The sequence below is a fragment of the Bacillus sp. 123MFChir2 genome, assembly GCF_000383235.1.
Lineage (GTDB): Bacteria > Bacillota > Bacilli > Bacillales > Bacillaceae_G > Bacillus_A.
The window spans coordinates 24,913-41,079 of the sequence record NZ_KB910963.1; the positions used below are offsets into that span (position 1 = coordinate 24,913).

Annotated in this window: 16 protein-coding genes, 1 pseudogene and 1 riboswitch; of the genes and pseudogenes, 13 read left to right on the top strand and 4 right to left on the bottom strand. The window is 36.4% G+C overall.

All coding sequences use genetic code 11. The annotated features are described in order from the left end of the window. Positions 1-158: 158 nt before the first annotated feature. Positions 159-449 carry a DUF3986 family protein gene (locus H280_RS0117645; RefSeq protein ID WP_020062459.1) on the top strand — a complete coding sequence of 97 codons (291 nt, stop codon included), beginning with the start codon at positions 159-161 and terminating at the stop codon, positions 447-449. A gap of 311 nt (positions 450-760) precedes the next feature. Here the strand turns inward: H280_RS0117645 and H280_RS0117650 are convergent, their stop codons facing one another. Beyond that, the gene (locus tag H280_RS0117650; protein ID WP_020062460.1) at positions 761-1,957 is read right to left on the bottom strand and encodes a NupC/NupG family nucleoside CNT transporter; all 1,197 of its coding nucleotides are present in this window, start codon (positions 1,955-1,957) and stop codon (positions 761-763) included. 177 nt (positions 1,958-2,134) lie between these two features. Next, positions 2,135-2,236: riboswitch (purine riboswitch) on the bottom strand. A 121-nt stretch (positions 2,237-2,357) separates the two neighbouring features. Between H280_RS0117650 and rlmD the strand changes: the two genes are divergently transcribed. The 11 genes from rlmD (at position 2,358) to H280_RS0117705 (ending at position 12,349) form a co-directional block, all read left to right on the top strand. Beyond that, positions 2,358-3,734: a 23S rRNA (uracil(1939)-C(5))-methyltransferase RlmD gene (rlmD, locus tag H280_RS0117655; protein ID WP_020062461.1), complete on the top strand. Its 1,377-nt coding sequence runs from the start codon at positions 2,358-2,360 to the stop codon at positions 3,732-3,734. 126 nt (positions 3,735-3,860) lie between these two features. After that, the gene (locus H280_RS0117660; RefSeq protein ID WP_020062462.1) at positions 3,861-4,850 is read left to right on the top strand and encodes a tRNA dihydrouridine synthase; all 990 of its coding nucleotides are present in this window, start codon (positions 3,861-3,863) and stop codon (positions 4,848-4,850) included. Positions 4,851-5,172: 322 nt separating this feature from the next. Next, a complete protein-coding gene (locus H280_RS0117665) occupies positions 5,173-5,703 on the top strand; it encodes a DUF1456 family protein (RefSeq protein ID WP_020062463.1) in 531 nt (176 codons plus the stop codon). Between the two features lie 122 nt (positions 5,704-5,825). Then, positions 5,826-6,533 carry a M48 family metallopeptidase gene (locus tag H280_RS0117670; RefSeq protein ID WP_020062464.1) on the top strand — a complete coding sequence of 236 codons (708 nt, stop codon included), beginning with the start codon at positions 5,826-5,828 and terminating at the stop codon, positions 6,531-6,533. A gap of 56 nt (positions 6,534-6,589) precedes the next feature. Next, positions 6,590-7,150 (top strand): MarR family winged helix-turn-helix transcriptional regulator, encoded by a 561-nt coding sequence (locus H280_RS0117675; RefSeq protein WP_028411290.1) that lies wholly within the window; start codon positions 6,590-6,592, stop codon positions 7,148-7,150. Positions 7,151-7,420: 270 nt separating this feature from the next. Continuing rightward, positions 7,421-8,359, top strand: coding sequence for an ABC transporter ATP-binding protein (locus H280_RS0117680; protein ID WP_020062466.1), 939 nt, complete (start codon positions 7,421-7,423; stop codon positions 8,357-8,359). 13 nt (positions 8,360-8,372) lie between these two features. Beyond that, positions 8,373-9,116: an ABC transporter permease gene (locus H280_RS0117685; RefSeq protein WP_020062467.1), complete on the top strand. Its 744-nt coding sequence runs from the start codon at positions 8,373-8,375 to the stop codon at positions 9,114-9,116. After that, the gene (locus H280_RS0117690; RefSeq protein ID WP_020062468.1) at positions 9,113-10,099 is read left to right on the top strand and encodes an ABC transporter permease; all 987 of its coding nucleotides are present in this window, start codon (positions 9,113-9,115) and stop codon (positions 10,097-10,099) included. Before H280_RS0117685 ends, H280_RS0117690 begins: the two co-directional genes overlap by 4 nt. 36 nt (positions 10,100-10,135) lie before the next feature. Next, positions 10,136-10,585, top strand: a complete 450-nt coding sequence (locus H280_RS0117695) for a hypothetical protein (RefSeq protein WP_028411292.1) — start codon at positions 10,136-10,138, stop codon at positions 10,583-10,585. Positions 10,586-10,716: 131 nt separating this feature from the next. Then, positions 10,717-11,586 carry an HD domain-containing protein gene (locus tag H280_RS23805; RefSeq protein ID WP_020062470.1) on the top strand — a complete coding sequence of 290 codons (870 nt, stop codon included), beginning with the start codon at positions 10,717-10,719 and terminating at the stop codon, positions 11,584-11,586. Between the two features lie 154 nt (positions 11,587-11,740). After that, entirely contained in the window at positions 11,741-12,349 is a 609-nt protein-coding gene (locus tag H280_RS0117705; protein ID WP_020062471.1) for a CPBP family intramembrane glutamic endopeptidase, read from the top strand. Between the two features lie 50 nt (positions 12,350-12,399). Here the strand turns inward: H280_RS0117705 and H280_RS26585 are convergent. From H280_RS26585 to H280_RS0117715, 3 genes and pseudogenes are all read right to left on the bottom strand, one after another. Continuing rightward, positions 12,400-12,540 (bottom strand): annotated as a pseudogene (locus H280_RS26585) (IS1595 family transposase); the annotation flags it as partial. Positions 12,541-12,562: 22 nt separating this feature from the next. Continuing rightward, a complete protein-coding gene (locus H280_RS0117710) occupies positions 12,563-13,258 on the bottom strand; it encodes a GNAT family N-acetyltransferase (protein ID WP_020062472.1) in 696 nt (231 codons plus the stop codon). Between the two features lie 13 nt (positions 13,259-13,271). Beyond that, a complete protein-coding gene (locus H280_RS0117715; protein WP_020062473.1) occupies positions 13,272-14,381 on the bottom strand; it encodes a mandelate racemase/muconate lactonizing enzyme family protein in 1,110 nt (369 codons plus the stop codon). A gap of 222 nt (positions 14,382-14,603) precedes the next feature. Here H280_RS0117715 and H280_RS0117720 point away from each other — a divergent pair, with 222 nt between their 5' ends. After that, a complete protein-coding gene (locus H280_RS0117720; RefSeq protein ID WP_020062474.1) occupies positions 14,604-15,710 on the top strand; it encodes a M20 peptidase aminoacylase family protein in 1,107 nt (368 codons plus the stop codon). Positions 15,711-16,167 lie beyond the last annotated feature (457 nt).

A 16,167-nucleotide genomic window follows, 5' to 3' on the forward strand; every position in this document is an offset into this window, starting at 1 on the left:
ATGGTGTATTTTGCATGGCAGCAATGCAGCAACCAGGGGAGATCTTGTAATTCTGAAAAAGAGAAACAAGCAACAATAAAAAAGTAAATATATTATTATGTTGCTTCTAATATGAAAAAACATTATTATCTTTAACTAAAAGTAAAGGGAATGTTGTTATGAATTCTATATATGATTCAAAATATCATTTGCATTTAGGTTATTACGAACAAGGATATGATTTTGAAGCAATTGCATATAAAAAAAATCAAACGAATACTTGGGACGTATTTTTTGATTTTGAAAGTTACAATTTAAAAATTCCTAAAAAGTATAAAGAGCAATATTATGAAAAATATGGCGTTAAAATTTTTTCACTTCATACAAATGATTTAGATTATGAATTAGGTTCAATTGAATTTAAAAAATGGTTAATACAACAAAAAATTATAGAAGTTAATAATTTTTAATAGAAATCACTTATCTATATAAATACAAATTGAAAAAATGACATAAAAACCACCTTTTTTAGGGAAGGAGACCAGAGAAACTGGCCGTGCGTAGAAACGGTCAGGGACTTTTTCTGCCACGTGCAAAGTTTAAAACAAAGGTAGAAAGCAAGTAGCGGCCATGTTTTGTTCTGCATATCAGCGACTTATATGTTAAAAAATCAACTTGTATTTATATAATAGAGGCAAGCTATCCTTTGGTGTAGTTTGCCTCTGTTTGTATGTAAAAGAGATGGCTTCCTACTTTTGGGAATAGGAAGCCGTCTGTATAGTTAAATGAATAATCCCGCAATTGTCGCAGATAAAATAGAAGCTAATGTGGAAGCGCAAAGGAGTTTCCAACCAAAGCGTGATACAACGCTCCCTTGTTTTTCAGATAGAGCACGAATTGTACCAACGATTGCGCCGATTTGGCTAATGCTTGCAAAGCTAATTAAGAATACTGTCACAATCCCAACTGTGCGCGGGGATAATGTTGTCATGATTTTCTTTAAATCTAAAATCGCAACGAATTCGTTTAATGCAATCTTTGTTCCCATAATACCACCAGCAGAAATAACATCATGTGCTGGAATTCCCATTAAGAAAGCAAATGGTGAAAGAATGTAGCCGAAGATTTGTTGTAATGTAATTCTATGACCAATTGCACCTGAAGCAGAAGAAATTACGAAGTTTACAACTTCCATGACACCGATAAAAGCAATCATTAATGCTGCAACAATTCCAGCTACTTTTAAACCGTCTAATGCACCGTTAATCATTGCATCGATTAAGCTGTTGCCAAACATATTTTTATCGAACTTTTGGAGCTTTTCATCCTCTTGTGCTGTATCAACTGGTGTTAATAATGAACAAACGATAAGACTAGAGAATAAGTTTAGCGGCAAGGCTACTAATACGTATTTTGTATCTAACATCATCACATAAGATGCTGTGACAGAAGCTGATACAGAACTCATTGCCGAACAGCAAATGATAAACATACGGTTTGCATTAAAATGCTGCAGGTCATTTTTAATAACAAGTAAAGCTTCACTTGATCCAAAGAAGACCGAGTTTACAGCGTGGAACGATTCCACACGCGGCAAACCTGTAATCTTTGAAATCGCACCGCCGAAAGCGCGAACGATAAAAGGTAAAATGCCGAGATAACTAAAAATAGAAAGTAGTGCAGAGAAAAAGACGATAATTAATAATACATTAAAGAAAAAGACAAAATCTTTATGAATGCCGTTAAATAAGAAATCCACGCCTGTCGTACCAAGTTTAATTAATCTATTGAAGACTTGACCGATAAAAACGATGATTTGCTGACCAGCCTTTGTTCCAAATACAAACCAACCAATTAAAATTTGGAAAACAAGCATAATAATAATAGCGCGGAAATTCACTTTTGCTCTGTTGGTAGAGAAAGCGAAACAAATTCCTAATACGGCAAGGATGCCGATAATACTCATTACATAGTGCACAAAATTTGCTCCTTTCAGATGCTGTTAAGTAAATAGAGGTGGTACCCTCAAAGATTTTAAGTCATACGTATGATGTCTGACCTTTAAAATAAAAATAAAAAAAGACCCATAAAGATCGGCTTCCTTCTATGCGAGAAAGCTAATCAATATGAGTCTTTATATATACAAAAAAAGCTAATATTCATTAGTTTCCCCCATAGTCCAGCAATTTCCGGTTGCCAGGTAGAGACTCTCGATCCATATCATCAAGTATATATGAGGTAACACCATCCGTATGCAATTAGTAGTAGCGTATCATTTATAAAGAATTGTCGTCAATAGATTTTTTCTTCCAATGGCTAAAGAGCGAGGGAATATGGTAAAATGTAACGCAGTGTTATGAAAAAAGAGAGGTCGAAAAATGGTTAACATAATGACGCCACCAGTTGAAAAAAACGAGTTTATAGATGTAGTATTTGAAGATTTAACACATGACGGTGCCGGTGTTGCGAAAGTAGAAGGCTATCCTATTTTTGTCAAAAACGGATTACCAGGTGAAGAAGCGCAAATTAAAATTATTAAAGTGAAAAAGAATTTTGCCTTTGGTCGTTTAATGAAGATTCGTAAAGAAAGTCCATATCGTAAAGACGCAGAATGTCCAGTATATAACCATTGCGGAGGTTGTCAGCTGCAGCATTTAACATATGAAGGACAACTACAAGCAAAAGAAAAACAAGTGCAGGGCGTAATGCAGCGCATTGGCGGACTACATGATGTGTCGGTTCATCCTGTCCTTGGTATGGAAAATCCATGGGTATATCGAAACAAAGCGCAAGTACCAATTGGCGAACGTGAAGGCGGACTTGTCGCTGGTTTTTATCGCCAAGGAACGCATGACATCATTAACATGGAAACATGCTTAATCCAAGCAGAAGAAAACGATACATTAATTCAAGAAGTAAAACGCATTTGTGAAAAGCACGGCATAACAGCGTACAACGAAGAACGCCACAAAGGCACACTTCGTCACGTTATGGCTCGCTACGGACAAGTCACAGGGGAAATCATGCTAGTCTTTATTACACGTACGGCAGAACTTCCAAACAAACAGGCAATCATCGAAGAAATTACAGCGAAGTTCCCAAGCGTAAAATCGATCGTCCAAAACGTTAACAACAAACGGACAAACGTCATTTTCGGCAACGCAACAACAGTCCTATACGGATCAGAATATATTTATGACTTTATTGGTGATATTAAATTTGCCATTTCAGCACGTTCTTTCTATCAAGTAAACCCGGCGCAAACGAAAGTGCTCTATGACAAAGCACTAGAGTACGCAAAACTAGATGGAAACGAAACGGTCATCGACGCCTATTGCGGCATCGGAACAATCTCTTTATTCCTAGCGCAAAAAGCAAAAAAAGTATACGGCGTTGAAATCGTCCCAGAAGCAATCGAAGACGCAAACCGAAACGCAGAATTAAACAACATGACAAACGTCGAATTCGGCGTAGGAGAAGCGGAAGTAGTCATCCCAAACTGGTACAAACAAGGTATCATTGCCGACACGATTGTAGTGGACCCGCCTCGTAAAGGCTGCGATGAAGCACTATTAAACACAATCATCGACATGAAGCCAAAACGTGTTGTGTATGTATCATGTAACCCGGCGACACTTGCTCGTGATTTGAAGGTGCTTGAAGAAGGTGGATATAAGACGCAGGAGGTTCAGCCTGTGGATATGTTCCCGCATACTACGCATGTGGAGTGTGTGGCTTGGCTTAAGTTGGTATAATAAAAGAGCAGTTGATGTAGAAAAAATCTATACCATCTGCTTTTTTGTTTATAAAATACCATTCAAGGCTGATTTTAGTTAAAATAAACATTGCCGATTTTCACAACGAGAGGATTTGAGTTTGAAATGATAGATAATTTTTGGCGTGATTTACCACGACCATTTTTTGTACTTGCACCAATGGAAGATGTGACAGATGTTGTTTTTCGTCACGTAGTAAGTGAAGCTGGTCGACCGGATGTATTTTTCACAGAGTTTACAAACTCGGATAGCTATTGTCATCCAGAGGGTATAAAAAGTGTGCGTGGCCGTTTGGTTTTTACAGAAGATGAACAGCCACTGGTGGCACATATTTGGGGGGACAATCCCGAATATTTCCGTCAAATGAGTATAGGCATGGCAGAGCTAGGATTTAAAGGTATCGATATTAATATGGGCTGCCCTGTACCGAATGTGGCATCGAGAGGGAAAGGTAGTGGCCTTATTCTGCGTCCAGACGTTGCGGCAGAACTTATTCAAGCAGCAAAAGCGGGTGGACTACCTGTCAGTGTGAAAACACGACTTGGCTTTAAAGAGTTAAATGAGTGGGAGGATTGGTTAACGCATATTTTAAAACAGGATATTGCGAACCTTTCTATTCATTTACGTACAAGAGAGGAAATGAGCCAAGTAGATGCACATTGGGAGCTAATTCCGGAGATCAAAAAATTACGTGATCGCACTGCACCAAATACGCTACTAACAATCAATGGAGACATCCCTGATCGTCAAACTGGAATGGAACTTGCTGAAAAGTACGGTATTGATGGCGTTATGATCGGACGAGGTATCTTTAAAAATCCGTTTGCTTTTGAAAAAGAGCCGAGAGAGCATAGCAGTAAAGAACACCTTGACCTTTTAAGACTACAGCTTGATCTTCAAGATCAATATGCGGAAGTACTGCCACGTTCAATCACAGGGCTTCATCGCTTTTTCAAAATTTATGTTAAAGGATTCCATGGAGCTGCTGAATTAAGAAATCAATTGATGAACACGAAATCAACAGATGAAGTGCGTGCATTGCTTGATAAGTTTGAAGAGAGTGTTGATGAGGCTGGGGATAGTGAAACAGTGTAACCCTTAAAGAGTTAGATGGGAAATGAATTGCATCAATGTATGTGTAGTGTGTGATTTGGTTGAGTTTAAAATAAGCGTAAAGCTGAAAAAGAACAGTGTATTTGAGAAATCAAAGCACTGTTTTTTCTTTTAGTTAATGTTACGAGGGAAATCTTTTTATAGGCATACAACAAACACGTAAGCGATCCATAGATACAATGATGGAGAAAAGGTCGGATAAGACTATAAAACCTACCTCTAAAATGTTAAAGTATTAATTTAACGACATTAATTTATACATGCTAAAAGCATTACTATATTTAACATTCCAGGAGGACTAACAATGGCAATGAGCAACAACGATATATTAAAAAGAGTAAGATATGCTATGGATATAAAAGATATAGATATGGTGGAAATCTTTAAACTTGGTGGCATGGAAGTAACAAAAGAAGAAGTAGTTGATATGCTTACAAAAGTAAAGAAAAGTCCACAACATGAAGCTGAAAATGCTGATGTAGTCGAAGATGATTACGTATTAACATGCGATATGATGATGTTAGAGTCATTTTTAAATGGATTTATTACTTTAAAAAGAGGAAAGCAAGATCCGAAACCAGGGCAACCAGCTGGACAGGCGATGCCTTTACAGAGTAATGAGAGTGCTAATAACCTTCTTCTAAAGAAAATGAAAATAGCACTTTCATTAACGAGTGAAGATGTACTTGATATATTAGACAGCGTAGGAGTTAAGGTGACAAAAGGAGAGTTAGGCGCTCTATTAAGAAAGAAAGGCCATAAGAATTACAAAGAGTGCGGCGATAGATACGCAAGGAATTTCGTAAAGGGATTAGCTGTAAAGTATAGAGGTTAAGGAATAAGCGTTGTAACATTTATGTTGAAGCAGTAAATGATATAATAGATAGAGTAGGATGTTTTGTAGCCTACTCTTTTTTATTTATAAAATAATTATGAACAAATACGCTAGGTGATGAAATGATACATGCATATTTAGGTGAGACAATTAATTTTCATATAACTTATAAGAAGAAAAAATCAGTACGTCTTTATGTAGATTCTTACGGGAATGTGGAAGTGCAAGCTCCGAAAGGGACACCTGTGGAATACATAATCCAATTGTTAGAGGAAAAGTGGGATTGGATCCAGAAAACACGTAAGGAAATGCAGGAGAGAATGCTTGGCCCTCAGGAAAAGGCTTATGATCAAGGAGAGGGATTTCTGTATTTAGGAAGCACGTATCCGATACAGATTTCTCAAGATGCAAGTATTGAGCAAGACAATGCAGTTTTTGAAGGAGATAAGCTACATATTTATGTGAAAGAGCTAAAGGATGAGAAAATCCAGCAAGCTTTAAAAAGATTTTACTATAAGCAGTGCAAGGCATTAGTAGAGAAGAGTATTAAAGCGCATCAAAGTAACTTTAAAACAAAACCGCGTTCCATTCGTATTTCAGATAGTAATCGTACATGGGGTACTTGTGATTCAAATCTACAGCTAACGTTTAATTGGAAGCTAGCAATGGCACCGCCAAGGGTAATTGATTATGTAGTTGTTCATGAAATGTGTCATATGGTTCATTTAAATCATGATCGATCTTTTTGGCGTCTTGTTGGGAAGATAATGCCTGATTATAAGGAAATGGAGAACTGGTTAGCATTATCAAGTTGGAAAATGACTGTTTAGCATGTTATGTTATTATCATTTTAAACAATATAATGTCTAAGAAGAAAGGAAATATGATGGACACTTATAGAGAGCTATTTTTAATGCAGCAAACTTATGGAACACTTTTTTCTCTTGCAAATAAGCTTCAGGTACAAGGCGATAAATACTATGACAAATTAACATCACGACAGTATATGACAATGATCGCAATAGCTCATTTGCCGGAAGATGAAACAACAATCAACAATATTGCTAAAAAGTTAGGTACCACGAAACAGAGTGTGAAACAGCTGATAACGATTATAGAAAATAAAGGATATGTTACGACTGTGCCAAGTCAAAAGGATAAACGGGCTGTTAATGTTAAAATTACGGAAGCTGGAAAACAAGTAGCAGTGGAATGTGCTGAAGGTGGAATTAACTTTTTTCTAGATCTTTTTGAAGATTTCACAACTGAAGAAATGGAAATATTGTGGAGGTTATTGAAGAGGCTGTATTCCTTTGACGGTGAGGAGCAAGATGGCTTTGAAGAAGAAGTTGAATTAGAAATGAATGAAGATGTGAAGGACGTAGAGGCGAGACTATTAAAGGAATTTGAAAGACGAAGAAGCCATTCTAGAAATGAGAAAAGATAGAAATATAGTAAAGAAACGAAGAAGTCATAATTAAGTTTATGACTTTTTAATTTTGTTAAATTTAAGTGCGTTTTGATTTTCCTACATGTAACTCCTGCTATTTGCTGGTGGTAATGCTCCCTCCTAAAACGAGTCGGCTGTTGGTTTTCCAATTGGTATTTATAATAGGTGACGGCATCCAGGTTAAAATAGACAGTATATTGACCAATTGAAATTATTGTGATATTGTTCATTTAGACATTATATTGTCTAAATGAGAGGGATGAAAAAATGAACAGTATTGTTACGGTCGAAAAACTAGAAAAAAATTATCATGAAAAAAAAGCTGTTGATGGAATCAATTTTGTAGTTAATAAGGGGGAAATCCTTGGATTATTAGGTCCGAATGGGGCAGGGAAAAGTACAACTATAAATATTTTGGCTACTGTATTAGCAGCTGATAATGGCGAAATAACGATTTTGGGGCATGATTTAAGAAAAGATGTAAAACCGATAAAACAGGGGATTGGAATTGTTCCTCAGGATTTAGCAATTTATGAAGAAATTTCTGCCGAGAAAAATGTACGTTTTTTTGCAAGTCTTTATAAAGTAAAAGGAAAACAACTAGAGAGTATGGTCAAGGAGGCTTTGGAACTAGTAGGGCTTTATGAAAAAAAAGACGATAAGCCCAAGACCTTTTCAGGCGGTATGAAACGACGATTAAATATTGCTTGTGCAATTGCCCATCAGCCACAACTTATTATCATGGATGAGCCGACAGTGGGTATTGATCCTCAATCAAGAAATCATATTTTAGAATCAATTAAAACATTGAAAAATAGAGGCGCAACGGTTATCTATTCCACACACTACATGGAAGAAGTGGAAGCAATTTGTGATCGAATTATTATTATGAACGAGGGAAAGATTATTGCAGAGGGGACAAAAGAAGAATTAAACCAACAAGTGAGTGATGAAATTACTTATTATTTTTGTGTTAAAGATTTAAATAGATTAAATGAACAGCAGTTGTATGAAATGAATGGGATAACGAAGGTTAAATTACTTGAGAATATGCTTGAGATAACTGCTGGGAAATCCAATGATAATCTAAATGGCATTATATCTTTAATGTTAGCGAGTGGTTGTGAAATTGAAAGCATGAGCAGTAAAGAGGCATCTTTAGAAACTACTTTTTTAGAATTGACAGGAAGAAGTTTAAGGGATTAGGGGGGATACATAGATGAACTTTATAAAAATAATAAAATTTGATTTTATGAATATCCTTAGAAATCCAGCATTGCTAATTACCAATACGATATTCCCATTTATACTCATAGGAGTTATGGGGTTCGCAGCAAAAGGTGGCTATGGTTCAGGGCCGATAAGTTCCTATGATTATTACGGAGTCACGATGATGATTTTTACCGCATTATTGATTGCCATGACAGCTACGAATACGTTTATGGAAGAAAAGGTTAAGATGGGGAATACCCGCATTACATATGCACCAGTTTCTAAAACAGAAATATATTTATCCAAATTAATCTCTACTTACATGTTAGGCACTATTTCATACAGTGTCATATTGTTTGTAGGTCAATATCTCCTTCACATTAATTTTGGGCAGGGAAACCTTCTATACATCATGCTGTTAATGAATATGCTAACACTATTTGGCTGTTCTCTCGGCACAATGTTCTGTAGTATTTTCAAAAATGAAGGAGTTGCAAATTCAGTCATGCAAATTCCAATATTAGTGTTTGTCTTTTTTGGTGGCAGCTTTTTCCCTATAGCAAGTCTCGGGAAAATCATAGAGAAAATATCCTATATATCGCCAATAAAGTGGGTTACAGAATGTGCCTTTAAGGTTATTTATGACCATGACTTCAGCACGTATATACCTACTCTTTCCTTTTTGCTGTTTGCTTCGATCGTTTGCATGATAGTATGTCAAATAACTTTTAAGCCGGAGGAGTATGTATGATGAATGTAATTCACATATTTAAAAATAATTTTAATAGGATTTTAGCCCAGAAAGTGGTGATCATAGTGGCGTTTATAGTTGTTCCAATTATGATTGGACTTGCGGTATTTTTTACGGGAAAAACAGATATAAAGGGCAACATAGCTTTTATTTCAAATAATGAACAGAGCATTCCAAAAGATAATAGGATTAAAATTGATGTAATCAATAAAAAACCAGCCATTTCAGAGCTTCTTTCGGGAAAGTATATTGCCATTGTGGAAGAGAAAACTAATGGCAACTATGATATAACAACTTTAAAAAACAAAAATGATGAAAAAATTCTAGAAAACTTCTTTAAAACAGGTAAGATTTCAGAAAGTAAGCAAGTAGAAAAAGAAAAAAGAGGTGTTGGAACAAACGTTTTAGGATTTATTTTAATGATCCTTTTCATGCAAGGTGTTGCATTGATAACCCTTTATACAGAGGACAGGGATAAAAAAATCTTCAAACGTGTATTAACGGCGCCGGTAAGTGAAAGGCAATATATTTTTGCACATGGGATTTTTACATTCTTATGGCTTTATATACCGTCATATTTAGCGCTCGTTATCACAAAGGTTGTTTTTAATGTAGACATCGGATTTAGTTATGGAATGTTGGCGATATTAATTGGAATTCTTTGTGCCCTCGCAACGGCATTAGCTTTATTCATTGCAACAATTATTGAACATAACTACTCTGTAGTGGCCAGTGGAATTTATGTTATAACTTGTATATTATCAGGCTGCTATATTTCTTTTACAGGGGAAAATACAATTTTAAATAAGATTTGTAACGTTTTACCACAAAAATCATACATGACGCTGGTTCAAGGAATAGAAAAGGGACATGACCTATTAGAATTTAAAGGTCAGTTTATATATTTACTTACTTGGATTGTTGTACTTTGGTTCTTAGGGAGTATGATTACTAAAAGGAAAATGAAGCAGGGGATGTATTAAGGTTGAACAATTCATAAGTTAATAGTAACGCTTGTCATGACCACGATGGGGCTGATTGTTCTTGGACCACTTATGTGCGTCGCTCAATCCGTCGATATGAAATATATGGGGATTGTGTCATCGGTTGTGGGGTTCTGGAGAAGTATTGGTGGTGTGATGGAGGCTGCCATTACAGCAACTATTGTGAACAATGATTTAAAAGAAAAGATGGTGGATTTTGCAACATCCTCTAGAATACCGGCTGATCAGATTGAGAAATTAGCAAAACCAGAAATCTTGATGCAAAATCATACACAGATTCCTCCTCAGTTAGTAGAATTCCTGAGAGGGGCATTAGAAACAGCGTTGCACCGCGGCGTTATATTGGCAATAATAGCTGGTATCATTGGGCTTCTTGTTTCCTTATTTGTAGGTGGAGATCGTTATAAGGTAGAGCAAAAGGAGAGTAATGAAAAGGCTGGAGCAGGGGGATTTGTTAGAAGTTAATAAATAAATTAAAAGTGCCCCTTTACGAAGGGGCACTTTTGACTTTAGTGGTTGGAGAAGCAAACACCGCTCGGAAGATTATATTCTGGGTGGTGTTTATGTTATGAATATAAATAAAGGAGATGAGGTACATGAGCAGATTAATTGAGAAAGCGATGCAGTTTGCTGCTATTAAGCACGAAGGCCAAATGCGCAAGGGTACTAATATTCCGTACATTATCCATCCATTTGGAGTAGCACTCATTTTACAGCAGGCAAAGCAGCGTGATGAAGTGATTGCTGCGGGGGTATTACACGACACTTTAGAAGATACGAATACAACTGAGATTGAGCTGTGCGAGCATTTTGGCGAAGAAGTGTTGAAGATGGTTCAGGTGGCTTCAGAGCCAGATAAATCATTGTCATGGGAAGAACGAAAAAAACATACTATCCAATCTCTTTCATACCGTTCGAATGAAGAGATTACTTTAATCATCGCAGATAAATTACATAACTTACGGTCTATTCAAGAAGATGTAGAAAGAGAAGACGATCAAGTATGGTCGCGTTTTAAGCGTGGAAAACGTGACCAATCATGGTATTACATGAGTATTTTGCATGCTTTGAAGGAAAAAAAGGAGGACATTCCAATTATTCGGGTGTTTGAAAAAGAAACACAAAATTTATTTATTGGAAAAGAAACACTTACGTTGAAGGACATCGATGTATTATTCAGCAGTGCGTATGGCATTTATGAATCACAAAAAGCGAAATTGCATGAAAGAGGTCTATTAAAATTTGCGAAGGAAGTTTCTATTGCTGGTGAGGAAATTTATCGTAGTGGAAATATGGAAATGATCACTCTGTTAGCAAATGATCTGCAAGAAAGAGGAGTTTCTTTTGAGCTCAATTCAGATGGTCCCTTTATTCTATTAGCATATTTAACTGAGCTAAAGCATCGAATGGGTTGGTCCGATGAATTATTTTATCAGTATTATTTAAGAAACTGTTCGAAGTTATAGAAAGGAGGGAGCGAAATGGCTCTCTTTTTTCTTTTGGCTGTTTTCTAAAAGATTGTTGCTTTTTAAATAATTATTTGTAGATATTATACCTTCTGATACTATGGGAATATAAGGTGTTTTGATTATTCTAAAGTTACAAGAAAGAAGGTAAGATATGAAAAATATGAAAGACAAAACCAAGAAACCAAAAAAAGATTTCAACCCCAAAGACGCTGTTTTAGTATTCTCTTCCTTTACATTCATTTGCGTGGCTGTCATTTTTATTCTTATGGTTAATGATGTACTCACAATTCAAAATTTCTTATCATTCGATAAACCGATCAGAATGATAATGAATATATGTATTGCTTCGTTTGCTCTACTTTTGTATGGTGTAATTTTAACGCTTTACATTCCCTCGAAATACATTGACGATACAAACAAGAGTTATCAAAATTATTCACTGTTAAGTATTTTTGCCTTTATGTTTTTAGGAGCGTTATTTGAAGAACTTTTATTTAGAGGAATTATTCAAAATTTGCTTTTCATATTTATAGAGAACCAATGGATTGTAATTATAACAACTACTTTATTATTCTTAGGTTTTCATATTCAATACTTCAAAAAGCCTATAATGCTAATAAATATAAGCGTTCCAAGTTTGACTTTTGGTTGGATATATTTTGAAACAAACAATATTTTAGTACCATTTGTTGTGCATTTTCTAATGAACTTAGGAATAACACTATTATTCAAATACAATTTAATAAGGGCTAAAAAATGACTTAGTTTACTAATATTTCGACCTCAATCGACTCTTAGTTGAGGTCTTTTTTATGCGCTTTTCAACATCTCAACTGTTGTACAGTTTGATTTCTGACAAGCTGAAATAAGTATTTGTTCTACTCGTTTATCAAATGCTAAATTCTTCCCTAATTCAAGCCAAATGAACAAAATTGCAAAATTAGTCAAGTATCAGGAAGTAGTAACTATTGCCCTACTTCCCAAACCAAACCCAATACTCCTCGCCACGAAACTCCATCTCGTACCCACGATACCCTTCTGCCAGCAACCGTTTCTGCCCACCAATATCACCCATAAGAAGCTTTTCTACATTCACCCATTCTTTTTCCCTCTCACTCTGCAACTCTTTCACAAACACATAACGCAATCGATCGCTATACTTCTCCTTCAGCGCAGCAATCTCCATCCCTTGCGCAAACTTATCTTTTAAACTAGGAATATTAAACGGTGCAACGGTGCAGCAAACATACTCATATTTGTGATCAGACTGTTTTAATTGCTCCATAATCACTTTCGCCAATGTTTTTTGAAGTCCGTTTCCTTGATAATCTGGATGAACATTTGAAACTTCTTGATAGATAACACGTTCTAATTCCTCACCCGTTAATCCAATATCCAATCCTAAATGATCTTCATCAAGCGGCGGAACTAAGAGTGCGCGAAAGGCGATGAGTTGTTCGTCTACGAATGCACCAATCATCAAACCATTTCCGCTTAGTATGTTTTCAAATTCTTCTAATGTAAGAGGCTTTAAGTTTTCTTTGTTTTCTAGCGCTTCAATGACGTCGTTTTGTACGGATAAGAGTTGCTCGGTGTGATGCAAAGATAATAGTGCAACTTTGAATGGTTGCTCCGTTTGTTTCAACGTTCCTTCATATAGAATGTTCATGCTGTGGCCTCCTTTAGCGAACAATATCTTGAAAAACAGTTAATTCGTTGAGTACATTCTCATCGATATCAACGCCTAGTCCAGGTTTTTCTGTTAAGCGAATAAATGGTACATCATAAGAGAGGTTTCCGATATCTTTTGTGAATTTTAGTGGTCCTGTTAGTTCGACGCTTGTGATAATTTTTTTCGAGAAAGCGACGTGGAATCCAGCGGAAGAGGCAACGGATGATTCGACCATGGAACCAATTTGACACTCTATTCCAGCTAGTTCTGCTTGATGGGCTAGTTTGACAGCTGGATAGATTCCGCCGCACTTCATTAGTTTAATGTTTACTTTATCAGCTGCTTGTTTTTGAATAATTTGGTGCATTTCACGTGGCCCTTTTAATCCTTCGTCTATCATAAGGGGAAGATCCGTTTTGGAGCGAATGTAAGCCATTGCGTCTATGTCGTCGGCGATAACAGGCTGTTCAATCCAGTCGATGTCTAAATATTTTAGAGAACGTAAGGCAGTTAATGTTGTCGCACTGTTTTTCCAGCCTTGGTTTACGTCAACGCGAATCGCGATCTCATTTCCGACTCGTTCACGTACAGCTTCAATTCTTTCCACATCTCTTTTGACATCTGTGCCGACTTTCATTTTGAAGGATTGGTATCCTTTATTTATCATAGAAGCCGCTTCTTTTACCATGTTTTCTGGAGAATCAATGCTTAATACATGGGTAATTGGGAATTCTTCATGGTAGCGACCGCCGATGAGTTGATACACAGGTTGGCCAAGTTTTTTGCCCATTATGTCAAAGCAAGCAATATCAAGCGCAGCTTTGGCAGTAGGTACGCCGTAAATGGTTTGATTCATGATGTCATGTGTTTTCTCGATATTCATTGGATTCTTTCTTAATAAAGCAGGAGCTAATGTGTGTTTTATAATATGAAAGGTGCTTTCCCACGTTTCGCCTGTAACATGTTCGTCAGCTACGCCTTCTCCGTAACCGACAATGCCTTCATCCGTTTCGAGTTTGACAATAATAGAAGGCATATCAGGATACGTGCCGTAGCTTACAATAAACGGATTTTGCAGTGGCAAACGAATGGCATAAAGATGAATCGCTGTAATTTTCAATGAAAAGACCCCTTTCTGTTTACAATGCTTTTGTGAATATGAGATAGCTGAGGTGATTTTCTCTTCCGTTGTTTTCTCATATTATATTTCAAAAATAAGTGTGAGGACAATTGTGAATTATCAGTGTTTATTTCTTGACATTTAAAAGAATATTGAATATGTTTTGGGGAAACATGATTGTTATGAATAAATGGTTGCGATGCGAGAAGGGAGAGCAGAGCGGTGAAAAAAATGGATTTGCAGGATCGGTTAAGCGAGATTTTTCAACATTTACATGAGAATCCTGAAGTGAGCTGGAAAGAGTATAATACGACTGCTTATATTACGAAGTTTTTAGAGGCAGAAGGCATTTCTTATAAAACATTTGATGATTGTCCTGGTGTAATCGCAGAAATGGGGAGCGGGAAACCGGTTGTTGCGGTTCGAGGTGATATGGACGCATTATGGCAAGAAGTGGATGGAGAGTTTAAAGCAAATCATTCATGCGGTCATGATGCGCATATGACAATTGTGATGGGACTCCTTTTACAGTTAAAACAAGCGAATTGGCAAACAGGAACCGTTCGATTTATTTTCCAGCCTGCAGAAGAAAAGGGTAGCGGCGCTCTGAAGATGGTGGAGAAAGGCGTTGTGGATGACGTCGATTTCTTATTTGGCATTCACTTGCGACCAATAGAGGAATTATCATTGAAGCAAGCAGCTCCATCTATTCGGCACGGAGCAGCTGACTTTTTAGAAGCTCACATCGTTGGAACTGACGCTCACGGTGCACGGCCACATCAAGGTACAAACGCAATTGATGTCATTACGATGATTAATATGGGATTAAAAAATATATGGTTTTCGCCGCAATCTTCTTATTCTGTTAAAATGACGAGATGCCAAGCAGGCGGTGAAAGTTTAAATATCATCCCTGGGAACGCACATTTTGCTTTAGATGTGCGAGCAGAAAACAATGGATTGTTGGAAGAGTTAAAGAAAAAGATCGAACGCGTTATTCAATCAGCCGAATCAATGGGTGTAAAGATCTCGTATGATTGGGTCGACTATGTACCTGGAGCGGTGGTATCAGAAGAAGCGGAACAGTTCCTTCGTAAGGGGATTCTGCAAACATATGGAGCAGAGGGCTGCACCCCGCCGCTTCGCACAGCTGGAAGTGATGATTTTCATTATTATACGGTGAAAAAGCCTCATTTAAAGGCAGTTATGCTAGGGCTAGGTGCGAATTTAAAACCAGGATTACACCATCCCCACATGACGTTTGATCGATCTTGTATATTAGACGGTGTACAAATCTTGAAGAACACGGTATTGGAAGTTTTGAAATAGTATTGTTTTTATTTTTTATATTTATGTTAAGGTTTTGAAGTCTTTGTTTATCTTTTTCGAACAAAGAGATCTAATTGTTAAAGGTCTTGAGTGCAGCAACTGATTTACATTTATGCAAAAACGTAAAAATACTTTTTTCTATACAAAATCATCATTTTTTCTCTGGTTACAGCAACACTGGTACTAACCATTAGCATGTTTTGTTTCAAAATACTGGTGATACCTTTCTATGAACGCATAAAAAAAGAAGAGAATTTAAAACACATTTTAATATGCAATATTGCATATTAAAATGTGTTGATAAAAATGTAAACGCTTACTATAATGTGAGTATAAAGAATAACACATCTTAATATTCAAAAAGAGGAGGAAATCATATGGAAATCGCAATGGCAGTTTTAAAATTTATAGGTGGAATACTTCCATTCGTAGAAGAGCTTTTAAAAGCAGTAATGTA

What these genes read in the sequence shown, in the direction of transcription:
- H280_RS0117645 (WP_020062459.1), top strand. Translation starts at nt 159, where the DNA reads ATGAATTCTATATATGATTCAAAATATCATTTGCATTTAGGTTATTAC.
- rlmD (WP_020062461.1), top strand. Translation starts at nt 2,358, where the DNA reads ATGGTTAACATAATGACGCCACCAGTTGAAAAAAACGAGTTTATAGAT.
- H280_RS0117660 (WP_020062462.1), top strand. Translation starts at nt 3,861, where the DNA reads ATGATAGATAATTTTTGGCGTGATTTACCACGACCATTTTTTGTACTT.
- H280_RS0117665 (WP_020062463.1), top strand. Translation starts at nt 5,173, where the DNA reads ATGGCAATGAGCAACAACGATATATTAAAAAGAGTAAGATATGCTATG.
- H280_RS0117670 (WP_020062464.1), top strand. Translation starts at nt 5,826, where the DNA reads ATGATACATGCATATTTAGGTGAGACAATTAATTTTCATATAACTTAT.
- H280_RS0117675 (WP_028411290.1), top strand. Translation starts at nt 6,590, where the DNA reads ATGGACACTTATAGAGAGCTATTTTTAATGCAGCAAACTTATGGAACA.
- H280_RS0117680 (WP_020062466.1), top strand. Translation starts at nt 7,421, where the DNA reads ATGAACAGTATTGTTACGGTCGAAAAACTAGAAAAAAATTATCATGAA.
- H280_RS0117685 (WP_020062467.1), top strand. Translation starts at nt 8,373, where the DNA reads ATGAACTTTATAAAAATAATAAAATTTGATTTTATGAATATCCTTAGA.
- H280_RS0117690 (WP_020062468.1), top strand. Translation starts at nt 9,113, where the DNA reads ATGATGAATGTAATTCACATATTTAAAAATAATTTTAATAGGATTTTA.
- H280_RS0117695 (WP_028411292.1), top strand. Translation starts at nt 10,136, where the DNA reads ATGACCACGATGGGGCTGATTGTTCTTGGACCACTTATGTGCGTCGCT.
- H280_RS23805 (WP_020062470.1), top strand. Translation starts at nt 10,717, where the DNA reads ATGAGCAGATTAATTGAGAAAGCGATGCAGTTTGCTGCTATTAAGCAC.
- H280_RS0117705 (WP_020062471.1), top strand. Translation starts at nt 11,741, where the DNA reads ATGAAAAATATGAAAGACAAAACCAAGAAACCAAAAAAAGATTTCAAC.
- H280_RS0117710 (WP_020062472.1), bottom strand. Translation starts at nt 13,258, where the DNA reads ATGAACATTCTATATGAAGGAACGTTGAAACAAACGGAGCAACCATTC.